Annotated in this window: 26 protein-coding genes; 14 read left to right on the forward strand and 12 right to left on the reverse strand. The window is 41.7% G+C overall.

Features of this window, described 5'->3' with window-relative positions:
• Positions 1 to 8 precede the first annotated feature (8 nt).
• Together V6C11_RS00215 and V6C11_RS00220 are read right to left on the reverse strand one after the other, a co-directional pair.
• Positions 9 to 791, reverse strand: coding sequence for a 4Fe-4S dicluster domain-containing protein (locus V6C11_RS00215; protein WP_333529074.1), 783 nt, complete (start codon positions 789 to 791; stop codon positions 9 to 11).
• Positions 792 to 817: 26 nt separating this feature from the next.
• Positions 818 to 2,380, reverse strand: a complete 1,563-nt coding sequence (locus tag V6C11_RS00220; RefSeq protein WP_333529075.1) for a [FeFe] hydrogenase, group A — start codon at positions 2,378 to 2,380, stop codon at positions 818 to 820.
• 541 nt (positions 2,381 to 2,921) lie between these two features.
• Here V6C11_RS00220 and V6C11_RS00225 point away from each other — a divergent pair.
• On the forward strand, positions 2,922 to 3,518 hold the full coding sequence (locus V6C11_RS00225) for a hypothetical protein (protein ID WP_333529076.1): 597 nt from the start codon (positions 2,922 to 2,924) through the stop codon (positions 3,516 to 3,518).
• Between the two features lie 34 nt (positions 3,519 to 3,552).
• Positions 3,553 to 3,774 (forward strand): hypothetical protein, encoded by a 222-nt coding sequence (locus tag V6C11_RS00230; protein WP_333529077.1) that lies wholly within the window; start codon positions 3,553 to 3,555, stop codon positions 3,772 to 3,774.
• A 20-nt stretch (positions 3,775 to 3,794) separates the two neighbouring features.
• On the opposite strand, the gene V6C11_RS00235 is transcribed toward V6C11_RS00230, so the two are convergent.
• A complete protein-coding gene (locus V6C11_RS00235) occupies positions 3,795 to 4,043 on the reverse strand; it encodes a YkvA family protein (protein ID WP_333529078.1) in 249 nt (82 codons plus the stop codon).
• Positions 4,044 to 4,198: 155 nt separating this feature from the next.
• On the opposite strand from V6C11_RS00235, the gene V6C11_RS00240 reads away from it, so the two are divergent.
• Positions 4,199 to 4,465 (forward strand): DUF2619 domain-containing protein, encoded by a 267-nt coding sequence (locus V6C11_RS00240; protein WP_333529079.1) that lies wholly within the window; start codon positions 4,199 to 4,201, stop codon positions 4,463 to 4,465.
• Between the two features lie 60 nt (positions 4,466 to 4,525).
• On the opposite strand, the gene V6C11_RS00245 is transcribed toward V6C11_RS00240, so the two are convergent.
• Complete coding sequence (locus V6C11_RS00245; protein ID WP_333529080.1) at positions 4,526 to 4,714, reverse strand: indolepyruvate ferredoxin oxidoreductase subunit alpha; 189 nt, start codon at positions 4,712 to 4,714, stop codon at positions 4,526 to 4,528.
• Between the two features lie 288 nt (positions 4,715 to 5,002).
• Between V6C11_RS00245 and V6C11_RS00250 the strand changes: the two genes are divergently transcribed.
• On the forward strand, positions 5,003 to 6,469 hold the full coding sequence (locus tag V6C11_RS00250) for a S1C family serine protease (protein WP_333529081.1): 1,467 nt from the start codon (positions 5,003 to 5,005) through the stop codon (positions 6,467 to 6,469).
• A 203-nt stretch (positions 6,470 to 6,672) separates the two neighbouring features.
• Here V6C11_RS00250 and V6C11_RS00255 read toward each other — a convergent pair whose 3' ends face one another.
• Both V6C11_RS00255 and V6C11_RS00260 read right to left on the reverse strand, forming a co-directional pair.
• On the reverse strand, positions 6,673 to 6,930 hold the full coding sequence (locus V6C11_RS00255; RefSeq protein WP_333529082.1) for an alpha/beta-type small acid-soluble spore protein: 258 nt from the start codon (positions 6,928 to 6,930) through the stop codon (positions 6,673 to 6,675).
• Positions 6,931 to 7,103: 173 nt separating this feature from the next.
• Positions 7,104 to 7,445 carry a phage holin family protein gene (locus V6C11_RS00260; protein ID WP_333529083.1) on the reverse strand — a complete coding sequence of 114 codons (342 nt, stop codon included), beginning with the start codon at positions 7,443 to 7,445 and terminating at the stop codon, positions 7,104 to 7,106.
• Between the two features lie 134 nt (positions 7,446 to 7,579).
• On the opposite strand from V6C11_RS00260, the gene V6C11_RS00265 reads away from it, so the two are divergent.
• The 5 genes from V6C11_RS00265 to typA all read left to right on the forward strand — a co-directional run bounded on the left by V6C11_RS00265 (position 7,580) and on the right by typA (position 10,640).
• Positions 7,580 to 7,774 carry a cap-binding protein gene (locus V6C11_RS00265; RefSeq protein WP_333529084.1) on the forward strand — a complete coding sequence of 65 codons (195 nt, stop codon included), beginning with the start codon at positions 7,580 to 7,582 and terminating at the stop codon, positions 7,772 to 7,774.
• Positions 7,774 to 7,986: a hypothetical protein gene (locus V6C11_RS00270; protein WP_333529085.1), complete on the forward strand. Its 213-nt coding sequence runs from the start codon at positions 7,774 to 7,776 to the stop codon at positions 7,984 to 7,986. The genes V6C11_RS00265 and V6C11_RS00270 overlap by 1 nt, the downstream gene beginning before the upstream one ends.
• Before the next feature lie 21 nt (positions 7,987 to 8,007).
• Positions 8,008 to 8,352 (forward strand): hypothetical protein, encoded by a 345-nt coding sequence (locus tag V6C11_RS00275; protein ID WP_333529086.1) that lies wholly within the window; start codon positions 8,008 to 8,010, stop codon positions 8,350 to 8,352.
• A gap of 85 nt (positions 8,353 to 8,437) precedes the next feature.
• Positions 8,438 to 8,617, forward strand: a complete 180-nt coding sequence (locus V6C11_RS00280; protein WP_333529087.1) for a hypothetical protein — start codon at positions 8,438 to 8,440, stop codon at positions 8,615 to 8,617.
• Between the two features lie 193 nt (positions 8,618 to 8,810).
• Positions 8,811 to 10,640: a translational GTPase TypA gene (gene typA, locus V6C11_RS00285; protein ID WP_333529088.1), complete on the forward strand. Its 1,830-nt coding sequence runs from the start codon at positions 8,811 to 8,813 to the stop codon at positions 10,638 to 10,640.
• Between the two features lie 62 nt (positions 10,641 to 10,702).
• On the opposite strand, the gene V6C11_RS00290 is transcribed toward typA, so the two are convergent.
• Positions 10,703 to 11,665, reverse strand: a complete 963-nt coding sequence (locus tag V6C11_RS00290) for a metal-dependent hydrolase (protein WP_333529089.1) — start codon at positions 11,663 to 11,665, stop codon at positions 10,703 to 10,705.
• Between the two features lie 229 nt (positions 11,666 to 11,894).
• On the opposite strand from V6C11_RS00290, the gene fni reads away from it, so the two are divergent.
• The 3 genes from fni to V6C11_RS00305 all read left to right on the forward strand — a co-directional run bounded on the left by fni (position 11,895) and on the right by V6C11_RS00305 (position 14,360).
• Positions 11,895 to 12,947 (forward strand): type 2 isopentenyl-diphosphate Delta-isomerase, encoded by a 1,053-nt coding sequence (gene fni / locus V6C11_RS00295; RefSeq protein WP_333529090.1) that lies wholly within the window; start codon positions 11,895 to 11,897, stop codon positions 12,945 to 12,947.
• Positions 12,948 to 13,022: 75 nt separating this feature from the next.
• Positions 13,023 to 13,973, forward strand: coding sequence for a hypothetical protein (locus V6C11_RS00300; RefSeq protein ID WP_333529091.1), 951 nt, complete (start codon positions 13,023 to 13,025; stop codon positions 13,971 to 13,973).
• 87 nt (positions 13,974 to 14,060) lie between these two features.
• Positions 14,061 to 14,360, forward strand: a complete 300-nt coding sequence (locus tag V6C11_RS00305; RefSeq protein ID WP_333529092.1) for a hypothetical protein — start codon at positions 14,061 to 14,063, stop codon at positions 14,358 to 14,360.
• Positions 14,361 to 14,402: 42 nt separating this feature from the next.
• Here V6C11_RS00305 and V6C11_RS00310 read toward each other — a convergent pair whose 3' ends face one another.
• From V6C11_RS00310 to V6C11_RS00330, 5 genes are all read right to left on the reverse strand, one after another.
• Positions 14,403 to 14,888 (reverse strand): gamma carbonic anhydrase family protein, encoded by a 486-nt coding sequence (locus V6C11_RS00310; RefSeq protein WP_333529093.1) that lies wholly within the window; start codon positions 14,886 to 14,888, stop codon positions 14,403 to 14,405.
• 69 nt (positions 14,889 to 14,957) lie between these two features.
• Positions 14,958 to 15,251, reverse strand: a complete 294-nt coding sequence (locus tag V6C11_RS00315) for a hypothetical protein (RefSeq protein ID WP_333529094.1) — start codon at positions 15,249 to 15,251, stop codon at positions 14,958 to 14,960.
• Positions 15,252 to 15,358: 107 nt separating this feature from the next.
• Positions 15,359 to 15,601: a hypothetical protein gene (locus tag V6C11_RS00320; protein ID WP_333529095.1), complete on the reverse strand. Its 243-nt coding sequence runs from the start codon at positions 15,599 to 15,601 to the stop codon at positions 15,359 to 15,361.
• A 217-nt stretch (positions 15,602 to 15,818) separates the two neighbouring features.
• On the reverse strand, positions 15,819 to 16,532 hold the full coding sequence (locus V6C11_RS00325; protein WP_333529096.1) for a hypothetical protein: 714 nt from the start codon (positions 16,530 to 16,532) through the stop codon (positions 15,819 to 15,821).
• 131 nt (positions 16,533 to 16,663) lie between these two features.
• On the reverse strand, positions 16,664 to 18,241 hold the full coding sequence (locus tag V6C11_RS00330) for an ABC transporter substrate-binding protein (RefSeq protein ID WP_333529097.1): 1,578 nt from the start codon (positions 18,239 to 18,241) through the stop codon (positions 16,664 to 16,666).
• Between the two features lie 105 nt (positions 18,242 to 18,346).
• On the opposite strand from V6C11_RS00330, the gene V6C11_RS00335 reads away from it, so the two are divergent.
• Together V6C11_RS00335 and V6C11_RS00340 are read left to right on the forward strand one after the other, a co-directional pair.
• Positions 18,347 to 19,204 (forward strand): TIM barrel protein, encoded by an 858-nt coding sequence (locus V6C11_RS00335; protein WP_333529098.1) that lies wholly within the window; start codon positions 18,347 to 18,349, stop codon positions 19,202 to 19,204.
• A gap of 85 nt (positions 19,205 to 19,289) precedes the next feature.
• Complete coding sequence (locus V6C11_RS00340) at positions 19,290 to 20,747, forward strand: metallophosphoesterase family protein (RefSeq protein WP_333529099.1); 1,458 nt, start codon at positions 19,290 to 19,292, stop codon at positions 20,745 to 20,747.
• The last annotated feature ends 103 nt before the right edge of the window (positions 20,748 to 20,850 follow it).

The raw sequence follows: 20,850 nt of genomic DNA on the forward strand, positions 1-20,850 counted from the left end.
GAAGTAGTTTATGCCTTGATATTTTTGTCTTTATCCTTTGCAATCTGATTACGTCTCTTTGTATAGTGGTATAAGCCTGTTAGAATAACACCCCAGGCAACACCCACAAAGGGAGTGGCATGCATATAGGCTTCGGTGTAGCTGGGCAGCGAACGCTTGGTTAGGTTTGTTTTAAAGCCCAACTGTTCAAAGGGCACGTCGGAAAGGTACATCCATTCGGTGCCGCCAACTTCCTCTTCGCCATAGATATGTTTTACATACTTAGGATCTTTGCTAATAGTGGCTTTGGCTTCTTTTAGTAAGGCTTCCCTATCGCCGAATTTGAAAACGTCGGCGGGACAAACGGATACACAGGCAGGTGCTTCTCCCTTTTGCACCTTGGTGTCACACATCATACATTTTGTGACTAGCGGGAAGGGTTTTTCCCATTCGTACTTAGGTACGTTAAAGGGGCAAGCTACCATACAGTAACGACAACCAACACAAAGGTGAGGGTAGTAAATTACTGGACCTTCCTTTGTCTTTTGAAATGCCTTGGCAAAACAAGCAGAAACACAGGCAGGCTCCTTACAGTGAAAACATTGTTGCTTGATAAAACGCCAGACTGGCTCTCCCTGCTTATCTTTTACCTCTTTAAATTGAACCACGGTCCAGTTTTTATCGGTTAGTTTCGCAGTGGGTCCGATAGAGGGGTTTTCATCCCAGTCGTTCTTATTCCATAGTTTACAGGCAACGGTGCAACTGCCGCAGCCGACACATTTAGTCAGGTCAACCAATACGCCTTTTGACACGGTTATTCACCTCCCAAAATATGTGATTACGCATTGTTTCTTTTTACAGTTAGTTGTTTACCACGGTCGGTATAGTGGGTATGCAGTAATTCATGGGCCAGGTGACTGTTGGGGTTATCCATGAATTTTTCATAAAGAGCCAGTACTTCTTGGTTTTCATAGCTCTTTCGTTTGGCATAAATATGGGCATCAGCGTTATAAAGGCTGTTGATACGGGCTTGCCGAACATCATCAGAGGGCGGTAAAGAAGTGCGAGGCTGACCACCACCACTGATACAACCGCCAGGACAACACATAAACTCAATAAATTGCCAGGGAGCTTCTTTCTTGCGGACAGCTTCCAAAATTGGTCTGGCATTGCTTAGTCCATGCACAACTGCGACTTTAATTGTTCCCACACCGGGAATATCTACAGAGGCCTCTTTGCAGCCTTGCAAACCACGGATTGGTGTTAGGTTTAGCAAGGCTTCTGGGGGGTCTTGTTTGGTAATTAAGAAATAGGCGGAGCGAATGGCAGCTTCCATAACCCCACCGGTGGCACCAAAGATTAGGCCTGCACCGGTACTCTCACCCATGAGGGTGTCGTATTTTTCATCCCCTAAGGAGTTTAGATCAATACCTTTGGACTTGATCAAGCGGGCCAGCTCACGGGTGGTCAGAACAACATCCACATCCCTTAATTCTGGCTTGCCAGCATGTTTTCCGGCACTGTTCATTTCCGGACGTGCTGACTCAAATTTTTTGGCGGTACAAGGCATGATTGACACAGAAAAAATCTTCTCAGGTTGAATACCCTTTTCTTTAGCATAATAGGTCTTAATTAAGGCACCCAGCATTTGCTGCGGTGATTTACAAGTTGACATATGAGGTAAAAGATCGGGGTAATAATATTCACAGAACTTTACCCAACCAGGGCTGCAGGAGGTAAACTGGGGCAGGGGTTCGTGAATATCGCCGGAGATTCTTTTGATTAATTCCGTTCCTTCTTCAAAAATCGTTAAATCTGCCGAAAAGTTGGTATCAAAAACAGCATTAAAACCGAGCTTCTTTAAGGCACTAACCTGTTTGCCCTCGACAAAGGTGCCAGGTGCCATACCAAACTCTTCTCCTAAGCCCACTCTGGTTGCCGGGGCAGTCTGTACAACCACGTGGATATCCTTGTTTTCCAGGGCTGCTACAACTTTGTCAATGTCATCCCGCTCGGTAATTGCTGCAGTGGGACACCATAGGGTGCACTGACCGCAGTTTACACAAGTGATGTCATTTTTGATGGGAAGTTCATAGTAACCAAAAACTGTTTGAACTCTCTGACAAACCTCTACACACTGACCACAAAGGATACACTTTCGATCATCCCTTGTAATGGAAGGGTTGGTGGGATCGATCGGAATACGTCCCTTTACCTGAGTGGAAAAGGTGCTGGCAACCTGATACTGTTGTGGTAACCACCCCTTACCCCCGGCGGGATCTGTACTACAACCGGCAACAGTTGCAGTAATGCCGGTGAGACCAATTCCCCCCATCATCTTGAGGAAGCCCCTTCTGGTGAACTGCTTTTGCTTTTCTTGAACCTCTTGTTGGTTCTGCATCGGTTTTCCCCCTTTGCTTAAGACTACTCTTAATTAGCAAGTAAGCTACCAAGTTCGCTCGTAATATAATTACTAAGCGCATTGCTAGCCGGATGCTAATTTCTAAAAACGGACATATACGTCCTTAAAGATAAGTTTGGCAAAAAACCCCGAAATCCTTCTTTTCTAAAAGATTCTATCTATAAAAAATCACAAAAGGATAAATCACATATTTTTATAGAAAGAAAAATATAAATATTTTAAATATTTCAGGCTATTTTGCTTTTTCTTTAGTTATAATATATTATGCTAATAACTAATAATAATGCTTTGAGAGAATATTTTTAATAGCAATAAAGGAATATTTTGTTTACTCCATGTTTAATTCAATTAGCAATTGTATTAGAAATTTCATATTTAGTAAATAATAGTAATCTTGGGGGTCTTAACCTCCGAGATTTTAGTGTTGCTGGAAGGATTTTTTGGCATTAACAGTGAATTTTACTTATAGTACATATATAGTACATATTAAAGGACTTATCTTGCAGGCGAGGGGGGATTGGTGATTATCCCAGAAGAGATCAAAAGTAAAAGATACGGCGAATACTATATTTTCTATATTAAGGACGTTAAGGTTTTACGTATAAAATGTGAACTGGGTCCCCCAGAAATTATAGCAACCCTGGAAAAGAATCGTTCCGTCAGTTCCTTGGGACAAAAACGCATTAGGGAATTCTTTGATGGTACAGGTTTTGAAAAGGGCAATGTGGCAAATTGCCAGGTTTACTATTATAAAGAAGGAAAAAAACTTTTTAATGAGCTAGCTGAGTCAGAGCAAAAACAGTTTTTCGATTATTGTATGGAAACAGCTCTACAGGGAGTTTTGGGTGAATTAAATGAAATTGTCAGCTACTTTAGTGGTTTGGAAAAGCAGTTTAACCAATCCATTGAAGAAGGGGCAGAAATTTTCACTTCTAAGGAATTTGAAGAGAAGTACGACACCCGGGAAATGATTACGGAGGTATCCAATGAACTGGCCCGAATTTATAAAAGCAAGCCAAATCCTAAGGTTGTGCAATGGGCGGAGATATTAATTCATAATTTATTAAGGGATATTTTCAGTTTGGGATATGCCATTGGTAAAGAAGACATTGAATAAAACTTGATTAGTGAAATAGGGAGAAGGGTGTTTTATGGTGCAGAGAGAAAAGGCAAAGGGGAAGGTTATCCCATTCACACCTCGCACAAAACCAAAACTAAAAAAACTTAACTATGTAGACCCTGCCCTGAAACAACTAAAGAAGGAAAGGGGCAAAAGAAAGAGAGACAACGATAACCGCAGTAAAGTGATTCAGTATCTTAGTATTTTCATTGTTATTTGCTTCATTGTATATTCCATAAAATTTTTGATGTAGACAAAGTCACTCCGTTGAATTTACGGAGTGTTTTTATATTTAATAAACTGTCTATGGGCTTTAACAATATCAAAAATACGTTTCACACCCCAGAACATGATCACAATATCATCGACTTTACCCGTTAAAGGTATAAAGTCAGGCACAAAATCGATGGGGCTAATAAAGTAAAGGAAACAAATGAAGGTTTCGTACTTATAACGTTTAGGGACAGCCGGGTTTAGCATTGCCTGGAGAAAAAAATATATCTTTGGAAAGAATTTTCCCATATATATCGCTCCTTTATTCTGTGATTATTATTGGTATTTAGAACAGACTCCCCTATCACTAACAGCTACTCTAAATGCAAGCAATTTTCAGGACATTTTTTTCCTCATTCGGAAGCACAATAATGGAAGAAACTATAATTTCCGGAGGTTAAAAAGTGGAAGCTGGAATTGCCGCAAAAATTATGGTTTATTTAAGACTTTCCTTAGCTATTATTTCCCTTATTGCAGTTTATTTAATGTTTAAATTCCCTACTGTCGAGGCGGGACTGAGAATTAATGCTGTGCTGTCTATAACCAATCCGTTGATTTTACTCTTAATAAATCTAGTGGGTGTGACAGGTTTGGCAGGAAAGGTACCTCTTAGCAAACTTGTTATGATTCTGCTGGGTGCTGTATTTATTGTCATAGGAACTTCGAAATAGAAATCAGGGGACGTCTCAGACGTCCCCTTTAGGGTATGGCGCAAGCCAAGCTTTTTTAAATTATAGTTCCATAATGGAGAAGCATTCGTTGGGGCAGATACCCGTGCAGGTTTCGCAACCCATGCACTCAGCTGCATCACCAATAATTTCGCATTTACCGTCTTCTAAGCCTAAAAGTCCTGCAGGACAGGCATCAATGCAATCGGCACAACCAATACAGTTGTCTTGATTAATAGATACCATGTACATCGTAATCCCCCCTTAGTTGGTACATTGTTTAATCCATTGCTATTTAACTTGGACACAACTAAATTATAAATTAATCAACCAATCAATTCAATCACAGATTTATTGTATAAGTTCATTTATAAACCACCATTGGGAAAATTTACAAACTAGATCCCCTAAAGTAATTTAACTATTTATCATTAGGCAGCATAAATTCTTTGTATAGCTATTTATTAAATTGTAAGTTGGGTAAAGGGGGGATTTAGGCCTGGTTCTTGGTCATTGACAGGAAAGAGGTGAAGGGTAGAGTTGCTTGCCAAAAAGTATTTGGTAACCCTGTTGGTGGTATTATTGGTATTATCCAGTGCAGGTTTTTGCTTGGCCAGTGATGCCAACAATAGGACTAAGATGGCCAAAAGGGTGGAACCTGCTGTGGTTATGGTTCAGACAACCTTTGAAGCCAATGTGGAGGTTGTCTACCCCTATTTAGATGAAAATAAACTAAACGATACACTAAATAACATTATTGAGCAAGTTATGCAGGGAATTATTCCTGCGGATGAGTCGGCTATGTGGAAAGCCCTGGCGGATGAAATAAGAACCAAACCTTTGGAGTTCTTGCAAAAAAGTGATCAAAAAAAAGTTATTCAGAATGGTTACCGGGTTGTGGGGAGCGGCTTTATTATAACTTCGGATGGTTATGTGGTAACCAATGCTCATGTTGTGGCACCGGATGAGGAGTTATTGAAACAGTATCTAAGTAGACCGATCCTAGAAGAATCGGTTAATAGCTTCATGGTGGAGGTTGGGGAAGGTGCTGTCCGTATCCCATCCGACACACGGAATTATGTGTTACAAGCAATCACCAACATGGTGATCACCTATTATATGGAAAATATGAAGGTGTTAAATCTAAATAAGACCGTTAACATCGGTATGGGGGTTCAGGTACCAGGTGCACCCCTGCTTCAAAAGGGCATCAAGGCAGAGGTAATTCAGGCAGGGGGAGTTGTTCCCAATAAAGATGTGGCAGTTTTAAAAATGGCAGGGCAAAACAGTTTGCCCACCGTGCCCGTCGGTGAGTCCAACCTTTTGACCATTGGGAACAAAATATATATCATGGGATATCCAGGCGCAGCCACTTTTCATCCGTTACTATCTGAATCCAGCCAAGCTCAGCCCAGCTTAACAGAGGGAATTATTAGTGCCCAAAAGACAATGGAAGGCGGTTGGTCTGTTTTCCAAACCAATGCCGATATAACCCAGGGTAATTCTGGTGGACCGGTTTTTAATGATAAGGGAGAAGTTATTGGATTGGCTACCTTTGGCTCGGTGGACATGGCCACTGGACAAGAAATAGCGGGAATGAATTTTGTAGTTCCCATATCAGTCGTTAAGGAATTCCTGGATCGTGGCAATGTAAAACCCAGTGAAAGTTTAGTCGCTAAGACTTATAAGGAAGCAATGGATTTGTACGATAAGGGTTATTATAAAAAATCCCTTAAAAAGTTCCAGGAAGTAGCCGCCCTTTGCCCAGGTCATCCCTATGTTCAAAATTTTGTGGCAGATAGTACGAAGGCCATCCGTGAAGGGAAGGATAAATCCGTCTCTGGGTGGGTATTGTTTGGTATATCTGTTGCGGCGGTTATGGTCATTTTGGTAGTAGTGGTGATGAGGAAACAGAAGGTTGTCCAAGGGGCAACGGTGAATGGTTCGGCGGATGGTGAGGGTATAGAAAAGGATAAGGTAAAAATTGAGAAATCGGATACGGAATAATAGCCATCCGTTAAGGTATGAAGAGGGACCATGGTTGGCAATAGAAAAGATTACGGTTGATGCAAGTTTTCAATATTTTTCCTTTAATGAACCTAGATAAATTTACCCATAATAAACAACGGGAGAGTTTATAAGCTCTCCCGTTGCGGTGAGGGACCAACCGGCACCTTTGTTGTCGGCCTTATGCCGGTTTCCCTGCCGTGTTATTGTTGGGGTTTGTCGAGGGGAGCAGAGTTTACAACTTGGGCAACGTTACCACTGCGCAGAGCTTGCTCAGCGAAAGCGACCATTTTCTTAGTCATGTTACCGCCAACATAACCGTTAACACGGCTGGGTAGGGAACCTTTGTCGATTTGCTGATAGTTGGAAAGACCTAATTCACTGGCGATTTCATACTTCATTTGATCCAGAGCACTGGAAGCACCAGGTAGTACAGGTTCGTTGCTGTTACGACTTGTCATTAAAAACGCCTCCTTGAAGTAAATTATTTTGTGTTTTTCTGGGTCTATCTTTATTATGGTCAAAGAGGGTTTTTAAATACGAGATAATTTTTGTCATTAAATATAGGATCAGGCAGGTTTGCCATTTAGAAATCATATTGAAATTGGTTTCAATTTAGAGTGGTTTATGTAATTTAACGATTGTTGAAGATTGCATTTAGTGCCCAACTGGTGATCGAAGTGATAATAGCTCCCATAAATGCACCACCAAAACTACTAATATGGAAACCAGGCACAAACCAGGCAGCCAGGCTAAAGGTGATGGCGTTGACCACTAAAATAAAGAAACCCAAAGTAAAAAAACTAATTGGTAGTGTTAGAATTACCAGAACCGGACGAATAAAAGTATTTACAAAACCCAATAGGATAGCTGCCAGTACAGCAGAAGTAAAACCAACAATCCGAATGCTGTCGATCAAATAATCGGCCACCAGCAATGCTGCACTGTTTAATAGCAGAGTAATTAACCAGCTCATTTTTTCACCCCTTTAACTAATCTATCTGCTATTTCATCTTGTGTCAATGTTAATAATATTGAAGGATAATCGCTATTCAAATAGAAAGAATAAACTTTGAGATAATGATAAAATGATAAAAGGGGGCATGATCCTTGGCTTCTTTGCAGGAGCAGTTAAAGCAATGGGAAAAAAACACGATTATTTATCTTCACTATATTAAGGGAATGTCTGCCAATGAGTACAATAGTGGTTTTGCTGATGGGATAGAGATGGCGATTAATTCTTTTCAAGAATATTTAAAGGACTGTCCGGACTATGAAATTACTAAGCAGGAGGTAGAAGGTTAATGAATGTAAATGTTTATTCTGTAGTAAAGCTGTTAAACGGTCAGGTGGATGAGATTTCTAGTTTTGATAATGAAGGGGCCGCCCTGCAGTATGCTGAGCAAACAGTGGCCAATGAACCCTATGACATTGTCTCAATTTTACGTACCATACTCAATAACCCCAATGTTCAACTAACCATTAAGGAATATAGAAAGGGCTGTGGTAGTATCTAAATAAGATAAGGGGGAGAGGATTTGGATTTAGCCAGCATCATTACAGATGATATGGAAACCCGAGGTCAATTGACTTTTAGCATAACGGAGGAAGATTTTTTTAATAAGGAGATCAAGGAGTTTACCCTTTTTTACAAGATTGTTGGAGAGTCCCGAATCAAGTTATTTAGGAATAATCGGATGGAGCTTGTCTTTGTAAGGATCAATGATGACTGGATGCGTCAGGGTAAGATAGACATCAGCAAAGCCTCTTTGACTTTGGAAATTAAGCTTAACTGGGATAATCAAAGTGTGGACGAGCTAGCCATTAGGCAAGATCAAGGGGATGAATACCAATCGAGTGTCTCGTTGCAAATTGACAATTAAATTTCCAAAAACAAGGTTTCTTTGAAGGATTTTGGAATTACGTGACGAAAGATGTAGAGGATAATTATTGGGAGTGTGTGACTTTATGAAAAAAGTTATTTTTCCTCTGCTGGGTGCTGTGTATTTAGGGATTTCAACCCTCGGTAACAAAGTGTACCGCTTGCTTTATGAAGAAGATAATAAACAAGGCATATCGATTGAAATGTGTCGACCATGGGAACGCAGACAAAGTAATAATTTTCAATACCAGAACAGGTTTCGCTAATAATATAAAAACAACGACTAAAGCAGCCAAAGGGCTGCTTATCTTTTTCGATACGATTCAGAAAGCCTAAGATTTAAAATTTTATTGCCGAAAGTGTGGATAAAGTAAAAAATTTACATATTCAATTGGACGAAGGTGTTATATAATTTAATCTTGGGAAAAATTATTACGTAGACCCTTTGAGGAGGCATTTATGAATATACAGGAAATCAGGAATATTGCTATCATTGCCCACGTAGACCATGGTAAAACCACGATGGTTGATGGGATGTTAAAACAAAGTGGGATTTTCCGTACAAACCAAGTGGTCCAGGAAAGGGTCATGGATTCGAATGACCTGGAAAAGGAACGGGGCATCACGATCCTGGCCAAAAACACCTCGGTACGCTATCAAGGCTATAAAATTAATATTGTGGATACCCCCGGCCACTCAGATTTTGGCGGTGAGGTGGAACGGGTATTAAAAATGGTAGATGGCGTGCTTTTATTGGTAGACGCTTCGGAAGGACCCCTGCCTCAAACACGGTTTGTACTACGCAAAGCACTGGAACTGAACTTAGTGCCAGTGGTGGTAATCAATAAAATTGACCGGGCAGATGCTAGAATTAACGAAGTTGTGGATGAGATCTATGAACTGTTCTTTGAACTGGGTGCCAATGATGAACAACTTGATTTTCCGGTTGTTTATGCCATTGCCCGGGAGGGCAAAGCAACCATGAATCTTGATCAACCGGGAACGGATTTAAAACCATTGTTTGAAACGATTATCAATCATTTTCCAGCTCCCCAGGGAGAATCTGAAGCACCCCTACAGATACTGGTTAACAATACGGAATATGACACCTATGTAGGTCGTATTGCCATTGGCAGAATAAATCAGGGAAGTATTTCGAATGGCCAAAATGTTGCAGTAATTGATCATGATGGTAACATTAGAAACCAACGCATTGGCCGTGTCTATACCTTTGAAGGTCTAGAGCGGGTAGAAGTACCGGAAGCTGCCTGTGGGGAAATAGTGGTAGTCTCTGGCCTGGAAGATATTAAAATCGGTGAGACAATTGCAGACAAGGATAACCCAGTGGCGATACCGCCAATAAAGGTGGATGAACCAACTTTAGAGATGACCTTCATGGTTAATGATAGTCCCTTTGCTGGTCAGGAAGGTGAGCATATCACCTCTCGTAAGCTGCGGGCCCGGCTCCACAAGGAAATGGAAAAAAACGTGAGCCTAAGGGTTCTGGATACAGATTCCCCGGATGCCTGGAAGGTAGCTGGTCGTGGTGAACTGCACCTTTCCATTTTAATTGAAACGATGCGGCGGGAAGGTTATGAATTGCAGGTTTCTAAGCCAGAGGTTATTTATAAACGCGGTGAAAACGGAGAACTGTTGGAACCAATGGAAATGTTATTAGTGGACATTCCTGAGGATAAAATGGGACCGGTTATGGAAAATTTGGGTAACCGTAAGGGTGAAATGATTAATATGGGACCCAATGGCCCTGGCCAACTGCGTTTGGAGTTTAAGGTACCGGCCCGTGGTTTAATCGGTTTCCGCTCCCAGATTTTATCTGAAACCAGGGGCCTGGCCGTGATCAACCATACTTACCATGGTTATGAACCCTTCAAAGGAGAAATCCGCCGCCGCTATCAAGGTGTGCTTATTGCCTTTGAGACGGGTGATACTACTTTTTATGGCTTGAATTCTGTTCAAGATAGGGGGACCCTCTTTGTTGTGCCTGGTACCAAGGTTTATGAAGGGATGGTAGTGGGTGAACATGTAAGGGAGCAGGATATCGAAGTAAATATTTGTAAGAAAAAGCAATTAACCAACCACCGCGCCAGTACCGCTGAAGCCACCGTAAAGTTGGAAGAAGCAAGAATTATGAGTTTGGAAGAGGCATTGGAGTATTTAAATGATGATGAGTTATTGGAAGTTACCCCTAAGAGTCTAAGAATCCGTAAAAAGCTATTAGACAAAAGTGACAGGGCCCGGGCCAAAAAGGTTGTTGCCCTCCAAGCCTAGCCAAAAGATAGTGTCGCTCAACTACTTGTTAGTAGGGAAGCGACACTTTTTTACACGGAACACTACTCTTCATAGGTAAATTTTCTGCCCAGGCCGCTGTTCAGCAGCTTTAAATCCTTATTCAATTGGACAGAGGCTGTGAAGGGGTGATGGTTTTGGTAACGGTAGCGCAAATCGGTCCATGTGACAAGATAACCGGTTTTCGTCTCCTTTACGATTGCCAGGGGATGACGGGCAAACTTGGTAAAGACACGTCCCACAGGGACTTTAGCCGCAGCATCAACCACGGGACCTGTGGCCGTTAGAAATTGGTGTTTTTCAATGACCTTTCCTTCTCGAACATTGACATACCCTACGATAATGGGCTTTCTTTTATCATAGGGGTCAAGGATGTAATCCCACTGGCTAAGTCCAAATCCTGGGAGTACACTGACCAACCGGTATTTTTCTGCCTCATATTTATTATCGACCATGATGAATGCCTTGTGATGAATGCCCGTACGCAGCAAAATATATAATCCAATGATACCAAACATGGTAGAAAAAATTTTTATCGGTGATATTTTGGATTTTTTACCAACTATGAGGGCTGCGGCACAAACGAATAGAATAAAGGGGTCAATAATCATCAGAATATCCCAACCCAACCGCTTATCGGACAGAGGCCAGAGGAATTGGGTACCATAACTGGTGAGAAGATCCAATAAGATATGTAAAAGGGTAGAAGCAAAGGTCACCACCAGCACCAAAGGCTTCGACAAACGGGGAAAAAATAAGCCCAAGATCACGGTAACCAACACCGGGATAACGATTAATGATGGAAAAGAGTGGGAAAAGCCACGATGGACTTCCAGATAAGCCAGTTCGCTTTTTAAACGATAGATCACATCTAAATCCGGTATTTGGGAACCAGCCACTGCTGCCCAGAATACGGCTTTTCGAGTATCTTCTTCTTTTATTAAGGGAATATTTTGCCCAAGGGCAGCTACCCCAAGGCTGGTAAGCAGATGGGTTGCGTTGTCCATAGGTTCCTCCAAAGATTAGAATGAATGTGTACATTTTAGCTAAAAAGAGAGAAACTTGTCAAATAATAAAAACCATAGCAGGTAATGGATGCAGCTAGGGGAAATATATAGTAGCTGTTTGCCTTTAGTCAACAACAAATAACAGGGACTAAAAGACGTTTATGCCATCGGCAAAGAATGAAAACTTGATAGGATGGCTAAAGGCAAAAAGCTAGGAGGAGGCAGAGAATTGAGGTTAAACCGAAAACTGGAACATATCGAGTTTTCTTTAAAGCAGGGAACCATCGAGGGTGCCAATGGTTTTAATGATATAACGCTGGTACATAATTCTTTACCCCAGTTAAATTGGGAGGATATTGATACTGGTTGTACGTTTTTGGGAAAAAAGTTAGCTGTTCCTCTACTAATCAATGCGATGACAGGGGGACATCGGGAATTAGAAGGTATTAATGGTGATTTAGCAAAGGTCGCGTCGCTGGCAGGGGTAGCCCTTGCTGTTGGCTCCCAAAGGGCGGCCCTGGAGGATACCTCTACCCGGTATAGTTTCTCAGTGGTCCGGGAAATGAACCCCCAGGGTGTGGTGCTGGCCAATTTAGGGGCAGATTGTACGCTGGAGGAAGCCAGGGCAGCCATTAAGATGATTCAAGCCGATGGCCTTCAGTTACATTTAAATGTACCCCAGGAATTGGCGATGTCCGAAGGAGATCGGAAGTTTAAGGGCATTCTTGAAAACATCCAGATGCTTAATCGTGATCTGGAGGTTCCGGTTATCGTGAAAGAAGTGGGCTTTGGCATGAGCCGTGAAAGTATCAGCCGCATTAGCCAGGTCGGTGTAAAACATATTGATGTGGGTGGCTCTGGGGGAACCGATTTTATGGCCATAGAAGAGGCCCGATCGGGTAAAGGTGCCGGCTATAGCTGGGGCATTCCCACAGCCATCAGTTCTTTGGAAGGACTATCTTTCGTACAGGGTGATTTAAGACTCATCGCTTCTGGCGGGATAAGGCATGGGCTAGATATTGTAAAGGCTTTAGCGATGGGTTGTTCTTTGGTAGGAATGGCACGTCCCTTCTTAAAGGTATTAGTAGAGGGTTCCTTTTATGAACTAAATTTATATTTATCAAGCCTAATCAGGGATATCCATCGCATCATGTTGATGCTAGGGGCTCGTACCATTACAGATTTACAAAAAGTTCCTCTCATTATCAGTGGGAATACCTATGATTGGTTATCCCGTAGAGGAATTTCCGTTGATCACTATGCCAGAAGGGAATTTTTCTAAACAAATAAATTTAATAGTCATAAAAACGCTGTCCCACCATATTATTTGTTAGATGAAATCTTGGGGGACGGGCCAGTGAAAAATTCTTTTTTTATCATTTTAAAGCCAAGACAATTTTTTAGGTTGCTTATTGTACTGGCATGTCTAATTACATTAGGCAATGTAATCTGGGAAGCTTTTAAAACACCAGAAGAGGTAGCGCCTCTGCCACACAGTGCACCACCGGAAATTGAACGGAGTGAATTTTTAACCTGGGAGGAAGTTGACCAAATCTTTTATCGCTATGCCAATGCCACGGTTATTGATGTAGATACTGGGTTAAGTTTTCAGGTTCAGAGACGTGGCGGAACCTATCATGCAGATGTGCAGCCTTTGACAGCCAAGGATACGGCGATTATGAACGTCATCTATGATGGACAATGGAGTTGGAAAAGAAAAGCCATTGTTCTGGAGGTGGCGGATCGCCGTATTGCTGCGTCTATGAACGGTATGCCCCATGGTTCTGGGGCCATACGGGGAAATAATTTTAATGGGCATTTTTGCATTCATTTCAGGGACAGTAAGGTACACCAATCGGGTAAAGAAAACCTGGCTCACCAAATGATGATCTGGAAGGCAGCGGGGAGATTTAAACAAATGATAACAGCCATGAGTCCAGAGGAAGTGATCGAAGTATTGATGAATACCATCGATCAACAGGATACGAACCTTGCCTTAAAGACCATTCATAAACCTGGTCCCCAGGACTATGATCAATTGCATAGAATTATTAGCCAAATTGAACAGATCAAGGTTCAAAGAATTCGTTCCGAAGGGGGCAGCCCGGAGAGCTTTTGGGTTTATCTGACCATTCGTTATCGAGATAGTACAGTCAACGTGGAAAAAAAGATTGAATTACAGGTCATGGATGAGGGAGACACTGGCTATCGGGTTCTTAGGGAAGGCTTAGATCAGTTGCTAAATCGTCAGGCCTATGCAGAAATTACAGATACCAGAATCTTCGAGGACGATGATCGCTGTAATTAACATTTCTACCACCATTTGCATAAAGGTCAAAAAACGTCATTGTTGAATACACATAAGGTAAGCAAGTCATGAAAGGAGACTATTTAAGTGCGATCTTACCTTTACCCTGCCTTTACCCTGGAGCCCGAAGATTTTGAGAAGGTTTTGCCTGCTGCCGTTAAATTTTCACAAACCTATGAGGTTCCCTGCCGGTTTTTAAAAGAAGGGGACTTATATTTGCTTAGCTTTGAAGATAAGGCAGTTTCCAGAGGCATCGTCTATGGACATCAGCATGAAAAAGAACTGGAAAGTAAATTCCAGAAATACACCATTTGCGATGTATTTTACCTATCCAAGAAAGAATTTGAGAAGGGCAAGGGATTAAGCCTTAACGAAAGCGGAAAGTAGCTAAAAAGACCAGGTGCATGACCTGGTCTTTTAACATGGAGACTATTTCAGATCGTTTTTATATTTTTGAGCCATTTGGTAGTAATGTTGGGCTGAATGAATAATTTTTTCTTTTTCCTCTTCTGTTAAGCTGCGAATGATCCTGGCCGGTGAACCTACCGCCAGGGACCCGGGTGGAATTTCCTGGCCTTCCTTGACCAGCGTGCCGGCACCAATAATTGATCCTTCCCCTATTTTGGCTCCATTGAGTACAATGGAGCCCATACCTACTATGCAATTACTTCCTATATTGCAACCATGCAGAATGGTGCCGTGCCCTACAGTAACATTTTCTCCCACCTGCAGGGGGAAACCTTTGTCTTGATGAAGTACACAGCAATCCTGAATATTGGTTTTTTTACCGATGAAAATACTGTCAGCATCCCCCCGAACCACCGCATTATACCAAATGCTGGCTTGATCTTGAATGTTAACAGCACCAATAACCATTGCACCAGGTGCAATAAAGACGGAAGGATGTATCACCATAACGAAAACCTACCTTTCCATTAAATAGATATAATTTTGAAAAAACCCAACCTTTATGGTTGGGCTGTATTATAATTGAATATAGATGCTATTTTCTTCTTCATTATAGGTAGCTGGAAATTTGCCTTTGTTTTCGATGCCAAAGTATTGTAAAAAACCCTTTGCACCAATGCGTGTTTTGTTTAATATAAGACCGCTATCGGCTGAGGAGCCTTGAATACGAATAACCTTTGTTTCTCTATCGTAGGCTAATTCGATATGGTCAACGTTTAGTTTTGCTGCTAGGTTGCGATTTAAAGTAATATGATTTTTAGATACGGATACGTAGTTTTCAGAACGAGGGTAATATACTTCAAAAGTCATTATAGCATCCTCCTGTTTGTTTTTTGTTGATTATACTTTCACTAACAAAAAATGTCAATCTGAAGATTAACATGAGACAACCCTGCGGCTACAGGGTTGTTATATTACTACGATATCTTTTGAATTTGGTCAACAACTACTTTGCGACGGGAAGCTTGTTCATCTGCATAATCACTGGCAATCATGTATACTCCTACCCAGAGTTCATGCTCGTTTGCTTTGCCGTCTAGTTCCTTTGCTACATCTTTAAATTTCTTTTCTACCCTGTCTTTGAACCCGGAAAATTCTGCAAGTATGTCCACTATGTCACGCTGATTATATGCAGCACCCTCTTTTAAAGTCTTTGCCATAATTTACACCTCCTGCAAACAATACCATAAATTGTATATTCATTATACTTCTCATTGGTTGCTTTTGTAAGGGGGATAAAATGTCTAATTAAACCTTTGTTTGTAAAAAAATTGATGTTCATACATTATGAATAGTACATTCGTTATGTAGGTGAAATAAAAAGGGAGTGTCGCTTACTACTAAAAGTAGTTTTCGACACTCCCTATTAAGGCCTGGTTATTGATTGTATTGATTGTAAAGTTGTCCCAATTGGGGGCTGCTAAATGATCCAAGCTGGCCACTAAGGTAATTTGCTTGACTGGTACTCTGACCATAGGTACCTAGATTTTGAAAGTTTTGCTCCTGTTGTTGTTGACCGTACTGGTTGTATTGGGCATAGGGTTGGCTCTGTTGATTATTTTGACTCAACTGTTGTCCTTGACCAAAGCTACCATATTGCTGCCCTTGTTGCTGGCCGTACTGGTTGTATTGGGCAAATGGGCGGCTTGATTGGGATGGATTAGCCTGCTGGCCAAATTGCTGTGAACTGTTTTGGTTATATTGAGCAAAGGGTTGGCTTTGATTGCTTTGAAAACTGGTATATTGCCCAAGGTTGCTCACAGAGTTTAAGGCCTGGGGATCTACAGTAGAACTCATGAAACTGCCATATGGTTGGCCTTGCCCGTAAGGATTAATGTTATACTGCTGGTTTTGCTGGGGTAATTGTTGAGATGCACTGCTAATTTGAGCTAAGTCTTGATTCATATGTTGCAATGTCTGACTGAGGCGCTGCAATTGCTGTGCGGTAGTGGACTCATGGCTTGAGAGTTGTTGCAATTGTTGAGCATTTTGTTGTTCCGTCTGTTGCATTTGGTTACACATTTGTTGAATTTGACTGATATCATTCCGCAGATGATTGACGCGATCTTGCAGTTGTTGCATAGCTTGCATGGAATGACCTCCCCTAATAAATTTTGGAACTTACTAGTCATATCTTTTTCCAAAATTGAAAATCTATTCATTTTTTATTTATTTTCTTTGATAAACTTCGCAGTTTGTGTCCTGGCATTTGTCTGCAAAGATTATTTTTGAATGTAGGCCTTGGCAAAAAGGGGAATACCGAAGCTTGTGATTTCTACATCCTTTACATTTTTAGCAATAGCAATTTTTTCTTGACCATAATTCAAAAAGACCATAGGCGTATCCTGAAGCATGATCTGTTGGGCGTGGTAGTATAACCGAATCCGTGTTTTCTCATCTTGTTCTTTTTGAGCGGCACTGATTAAACGGTCTACCTCACTGTTTTTATAATAGGTAAGGTTTGTTTTGGCAGTTTCATTGGCAGACAGCAGGGTATAAAGAAAATTATCTGGGTCCAAATTGTCACTGACCCAACCGAATAAAAAGGCATCACCCTGTTGTTTATGCAGGGCCGATTTAAATTCATGCCATGGATAAACCTTTACGATCACACGAATACCAGCCGGTGCCAGTTGTTTTTTAATAATATTAGCCAATTCAGCTCCCCCCAGTAGATTATAGGGGCGGGGTGTATTATAAGTGATGAGTGTGATGTCCAGTCCATTTGGGTAACCATATTGTTTTAGTAGTTCCTTTGCTTTTTCAGAACCGCCATAATAGGGTTTTAAATTTTCATGATGGCCTGCAATGAACGGTGGCAGAATACTATTAGCAGCCAAAGCTTGATGCCCAAACATTTGCATGCTCAAATCCTTTGTATCGATGGACATGCAAAGGGCTCGCCGCACCTTGTCGTTGTTAAAGGGAGGACGATTGTTGTACATCCCAAGATAACTGATGGAAGGTGCTGTTTGAGTGGTAATAACCATTCTTTCTGACTTAATATCTGCCGGGGGTAAATCCGATAAATCGACTAGCTGCACAATTCCTTTATCAAGGACAGTGGCCCTTTGCTGGGGAGACTGGGGAAGAAAGGCGATGGATTTGATTAAGGGCTTTTGACCCCAGTATTTTTCATAGGCCAAGAGGACCGGTGCACCTTCTCGCCAGTCTGCTAGGAAAAAGGGGCCTGTACCTGCATAGTTTGCCTGATTACCCTTCGTTGCTGCCCTGAGGGATTGTGGACTAACAATTGGTGCGGACCAGGGCATGGCAAGGTTTCTTAAAAAGGGTGAGTAAGGGGTCTTTAAAGTAAATTTTATGGTGTATTCATCAATGACATCCACTGCCTTAACGATGCCAAAGGTAAAACTGCCATAGGACATGGTATCCTTTTTTTGGGGTGGCAGTTGTCTTTCGATATTAATTTTTACTGCCTCGGCATTAAAGGGTGTGCCGTCATGAAAGCTAATATTTTTTCTTAAATGGAAAATCCAATTACAGCCGTCTTTGGATATCTCCCAATCGGTGGCTAGGCAAGGTTCGATTTCACTGCTGCCTGACCGATAGCGGACGAGGCCCTCAAAAATATTTGACAAAACCCTTGCTTCCGACATATTATTGGCTTCAGCTGGATCTAGCGTTTTCAATGGCTCTGCCATCGCATAGGTGAGATCCATTTCTTGGGGAATTTGTGTTTTGGATAGCACAGGAAAATTATCTCTATCGTAGCCCATAATAGCCGAAAGGAACCCCAAAAATAGAAATAAAAAGACTAGCTGGTATAGTTTATTTCTCATTTTTAACCCCCATTAAAGGTTTTAATATGTATATTCACTTCCATATATGTAAAATCCTTCCAAAATAGATAGAATAAATCGTTGACCAGGTAAAGGAGAGAAAAAATGACTGTTAAATTTGGCTCTGCAGGAGCACCGGATGCTTTTTATTCCCAAGGGTATAAAAGTTCCTTGGATATGCCAGCATGGTTGTCAAGGCAAGGTTTAAATGCCTATGAGTATCAGTGTAGCCGGGGTGTCAAAATCAAAGAACCAATGGCCAGGGAATTGGGGGAAAGGGCACGCCAGTTTGGGATAACCCTCTCGATCCATGCTCCCTATTACATCAATTTGAGTACAGAAGAACCTGAGAAAAAGATAAAAACCAAGGGATACCTATTGGATTCATTACGGGTAGCCAAATGGATGGGAGCACAAACTGTCGTATTTCATCCCGGGGGTGGCCCAGGGAGTGACAGATTGGTTACTTTTGACCGTGCTAAGGTTTTATTTAAAGAGATTTTACAGGAGGTTGCCGCAGAGGGTTTACAAAATATTTTTCTGGCTCCGGAAACAATGGGTAAAATTAATCAGATGGGCTCCCTAGAGGAAGTTCTAGAATTATGTACGTTGGGAGAGCAAGTGATACCTTGCGTTGATTTTGGACATCTAAATGCGATTAGCCAGGGTAATTTAAAAACCAAAGAAGACTATGCCAGGATATTAGATCGGATTGAACAGACTCTGGGTCAAGAAGTGGTTAATCGCCTGCATATGCATTTTAGTACGATTGAGTTTACCAAGGCCGGCGAAAAGAAACACTGGACCCTGCAGGAAAGTCATCTGTATGGCCCTGACTTTACACCCCTGGCGGAATTAATGGTAGAACGCCAGATGGAGCCAGTAATAATTTGTGAATCAGCCGGGACTCAGGCGGAGGATGCATTGGTTTATAAAAGTATATTTGAACAACTTAGAAAATAAGCAAGCAATGTCAAGGGTGGGTGTCATGGTGACGGTTCTTTTGACACCTTACATAAAGAGTGCTCAAAGTACAGAGAATGTAATTATGAAAATCAAAATAAACAGGCATGTATTGATAATTGCTATAGCAATTTTTCTGTCCTTGTTGGCAGTTCATATTTTTGGCAGCCATTCCTTTGATTTTGAAGGCCTTGAGTTTAATGTGCGCACCACCTTGGCCTATCAAGGGACCACCCAACTGGAGGTGCCGCCTTTGGGGTTGGTAAGGGCTTACACACACAGCACTCCTTTAAAGATGACGGTGCATTTAACGGGTCTCGATTTAGAAAAAATTCAAAGCCTCGTACAAAATAATGTTGACCAAAGAGAAATTTCCCTAAGGCTGGAGAATGATTTAAAAAAGGAAGCAAGAAGATATGTAGGGAAATTAATTGCCCTGGCCGGAGTGGCTGGGTTATTGGGAGCTTTTTTATTACGTTCCCGAAAGATAACCGAATATCTATTGGGAAGCCTTGTGGCGGTGGGTATAGTCGGTCTTTTGCTTTTTGCCACGTATAAAAGTTTTGATGTTAATCGGTTCTCAAACCCTGAGTATGAAGGAGCATTAAAGGCGGCCCCCTGGATGATCGGAATTGCCGAAGAAGCCATTACCAAAATCGATACCCTAAGTAATAAACTTCAATTGGTGGCTGAAAACTTTTATCAGCTTTATGAACAAGTGGATAACCTTCAGCCCCTTGCCACGGACACCAATACGACCAAAATCCTCCATGTATCGGATCTTCATAATAATCCTGCGGGTATAGAAGTGGTCCGAAGAATGGCGGAATTGTTTCAGGTTGATTTTATTATTGATACGGGGGATATTAGCGATTTTGGCACCCCCCTGGAAGGGTTGTTGCTGGAACGTATTAAAAGCTTACCCGTGCCCTATCTCTTCCTGGCAGGTAATCATGATTCCCCCAGCATTATTAGTAAAATGAAAGAGTTAAAGGGAAACGTCATGGTTCTCGGGAAACCCGTTGAGATAAAGGGTTTTAGAATCGTCGGTTTTCATGATCCTGCCTCCCGTACCAATCAGATTAAATCGGTTGCCCCGGAAGAGGAAGAACAATTCGTTAAACAAATTAAATATTCCCTGGCTAAACAGGATAAACCCGTGGATATCATAGCTGTGCACAGTCCCTATGTGGCCCGCCCCCTGGCTGGATTGGCACCTGTGCTGCTATTTGGGCATAATCACCAGTTTAACGTGGAAAAGGTGGGGCATAGTGTTCTGATCAATGCTGGGACCTCCGGTGCCTCTGGTTTAGGTGCGCTGCAGGAAGTAGAGAAAAGACCCTATTCCGTGATGCTGCTAAATTATTATCATGATGGGAAAGAAAATCGTTTAATTGCGGTAGATTCCATTCAAATTGATAGTGTAACCTCAGAATTTAGCATGAAGCGGCATTTATTTGACGGGTCGACGGATGCAACAGAAAAGCCCTTGGATTCGGATGCAGCTAGGGATATAAGAAGTAGATTGGAAGAGAATAACTGAATAGCCGTCAGCTATCAGCAAGATAGCCGTAGGAAGTGCTTAGGGCCACGAGCCGTGGGGCTTGGACTTTTTATGTAGGTAATACGTAACTGTCTGTGGTGTC

Source organism: Desulfotomaculum sp. 1211_IL3151 (assembly GCF_036763075.1).
Taxonomy (GTDB): Bacteria; Bacillota; Desulfotomaculia; order Desulfotomaculales; family Desulfotomaculaceae; genus Desulfotomaculum.

What these genes read in the sequence shown, in the direction of transcription:
- V6C11_RS00220 (WP_333529075.1), bottom strand. Translation starts at nt 2,380, where the DNA reads ATGCAGAACCAACAAGAGGTTCAAGAAAAGCAAAAGCAGTTCACCAGA.
- V6C11_RS00230 (WP_333529077.1), top strand. Translation starts at nt 3,553, where the DNA reads ATGGTGCAGAGAGAAAAGGCAAAGGGGAAGGTTATCCCATTCACACCT.
- V6C11_RS00235 (WP_333529078.1), bottom strand. Translation starts at nt 4,043, where the DNA reads ATGGGAAAATTCTTTCCAAAGATATATTTTTTTCTCCAGGCAATGCTA.
- V6C11_RS00245 (WP_333529080.1), bottom strand. Translation starts at nt 4,714, where the DNA reads ATGTACATGGTATCTATTAATCAAGACAACTGTATTGGTTGTGCCGAT.
- V6C11_RS00255 (WP_333529082.1), bottom strand. Translation starts at nt 6,930, where the DNA reads ATGACAAGTCGTAACAGCAACGAACCTGTACTACCTGGTGCTTCCAGT.
- V6C11_RS00260 (WP_333529083.1), bottom strand. Translation starts at nt 7,445, where the DNA reads ATGAGCTGGTTAATTACTCTGCTATTAAACAGTGCAGCATTGCTGGTG.
- V6C11_RS00270 (WP_333529085.1), top strand. Translation starts at nt 7,774, where the DNA reads ATGAATGTAAATGTTTATTCTGTAGTAAAGCTGTTAAACGGTCAGGTG.
- V6C11_RS00280 (WP_333529087.1), top strand. Translation starts at nt 8,438, where the DNA reads ATGAAAAAAGTTATTTTTCCTCTGCTGGGTGCTGTGTATTTAGGGATT.
- typA (WP_333529088.1), top strand. Translation starts at nt 8,811, where the DNA reads ATGAATATACAGGAAATCAGGAATATTGCTATCATTGCCCACGTAGAC.
- V6C11_RS00290 (WP_333529089.1), bottom strand. Translation starts at nt 11,665, where the DNA reads ATGGACAACGCAACCCATCTGCTTACCAGCCTTGGGGTAGCTGCCCTT.
- V6C11_RS00310 (WP_333529093.1), bottom strand. Translation starts at nt 14,888, where the DNA reads ATGGTGATACATCCTTCCGTCTTTATTGCACCTGGTGCAATGGTTATT.
- V6C11_RS00315 (WP_333529094.1), bottom strand. Translation starts at nt 15,251, where the DNA reads ATGACTTTTGAAGTATATTACCCTCGTTCTGAAAACTACGTATCCGTA.
- V6C11_RS00320 (WP_333529095.1), bottom strand. Translation starts at nt 15,601, where the DNA reads ATGGCAAAGACTTTAAAAGAGGGTGCTGCATATAATCAGCGTGACATA.
- V6C11_RS00325 (WP_333529096.1), bottom strand. Translation starts at nt 16,532, where the DNA reads ATGCAAGCTATGCAACAACTGCAAGATCGCGTCAATCATCTGCGGAAT.
- V6C11_RS00330 (WP_333529097.1), bottom strand. Translation starts at nt 18,241, where the DNA reads ATGAGAAATAAACTATACCAGCTAGTCTTTTTATTTCTATTTTTGGGG.
- V6C11_RS00335 (WP_333529098.1), top strand. Translation starts at nt 18,347, where the DNA reads ATGACTGTTAAATTTGGCTCTGCAGGAGCACCGGATGCTTTTTATTCC.
- V6C11_RS00340 (WP_333529099.1), top strand. Translation starts at nt 19,290, where the DNA reads ATGAAAATCAAAATAAACAGGCATGTATTGATAATTGCTATAGCAATT.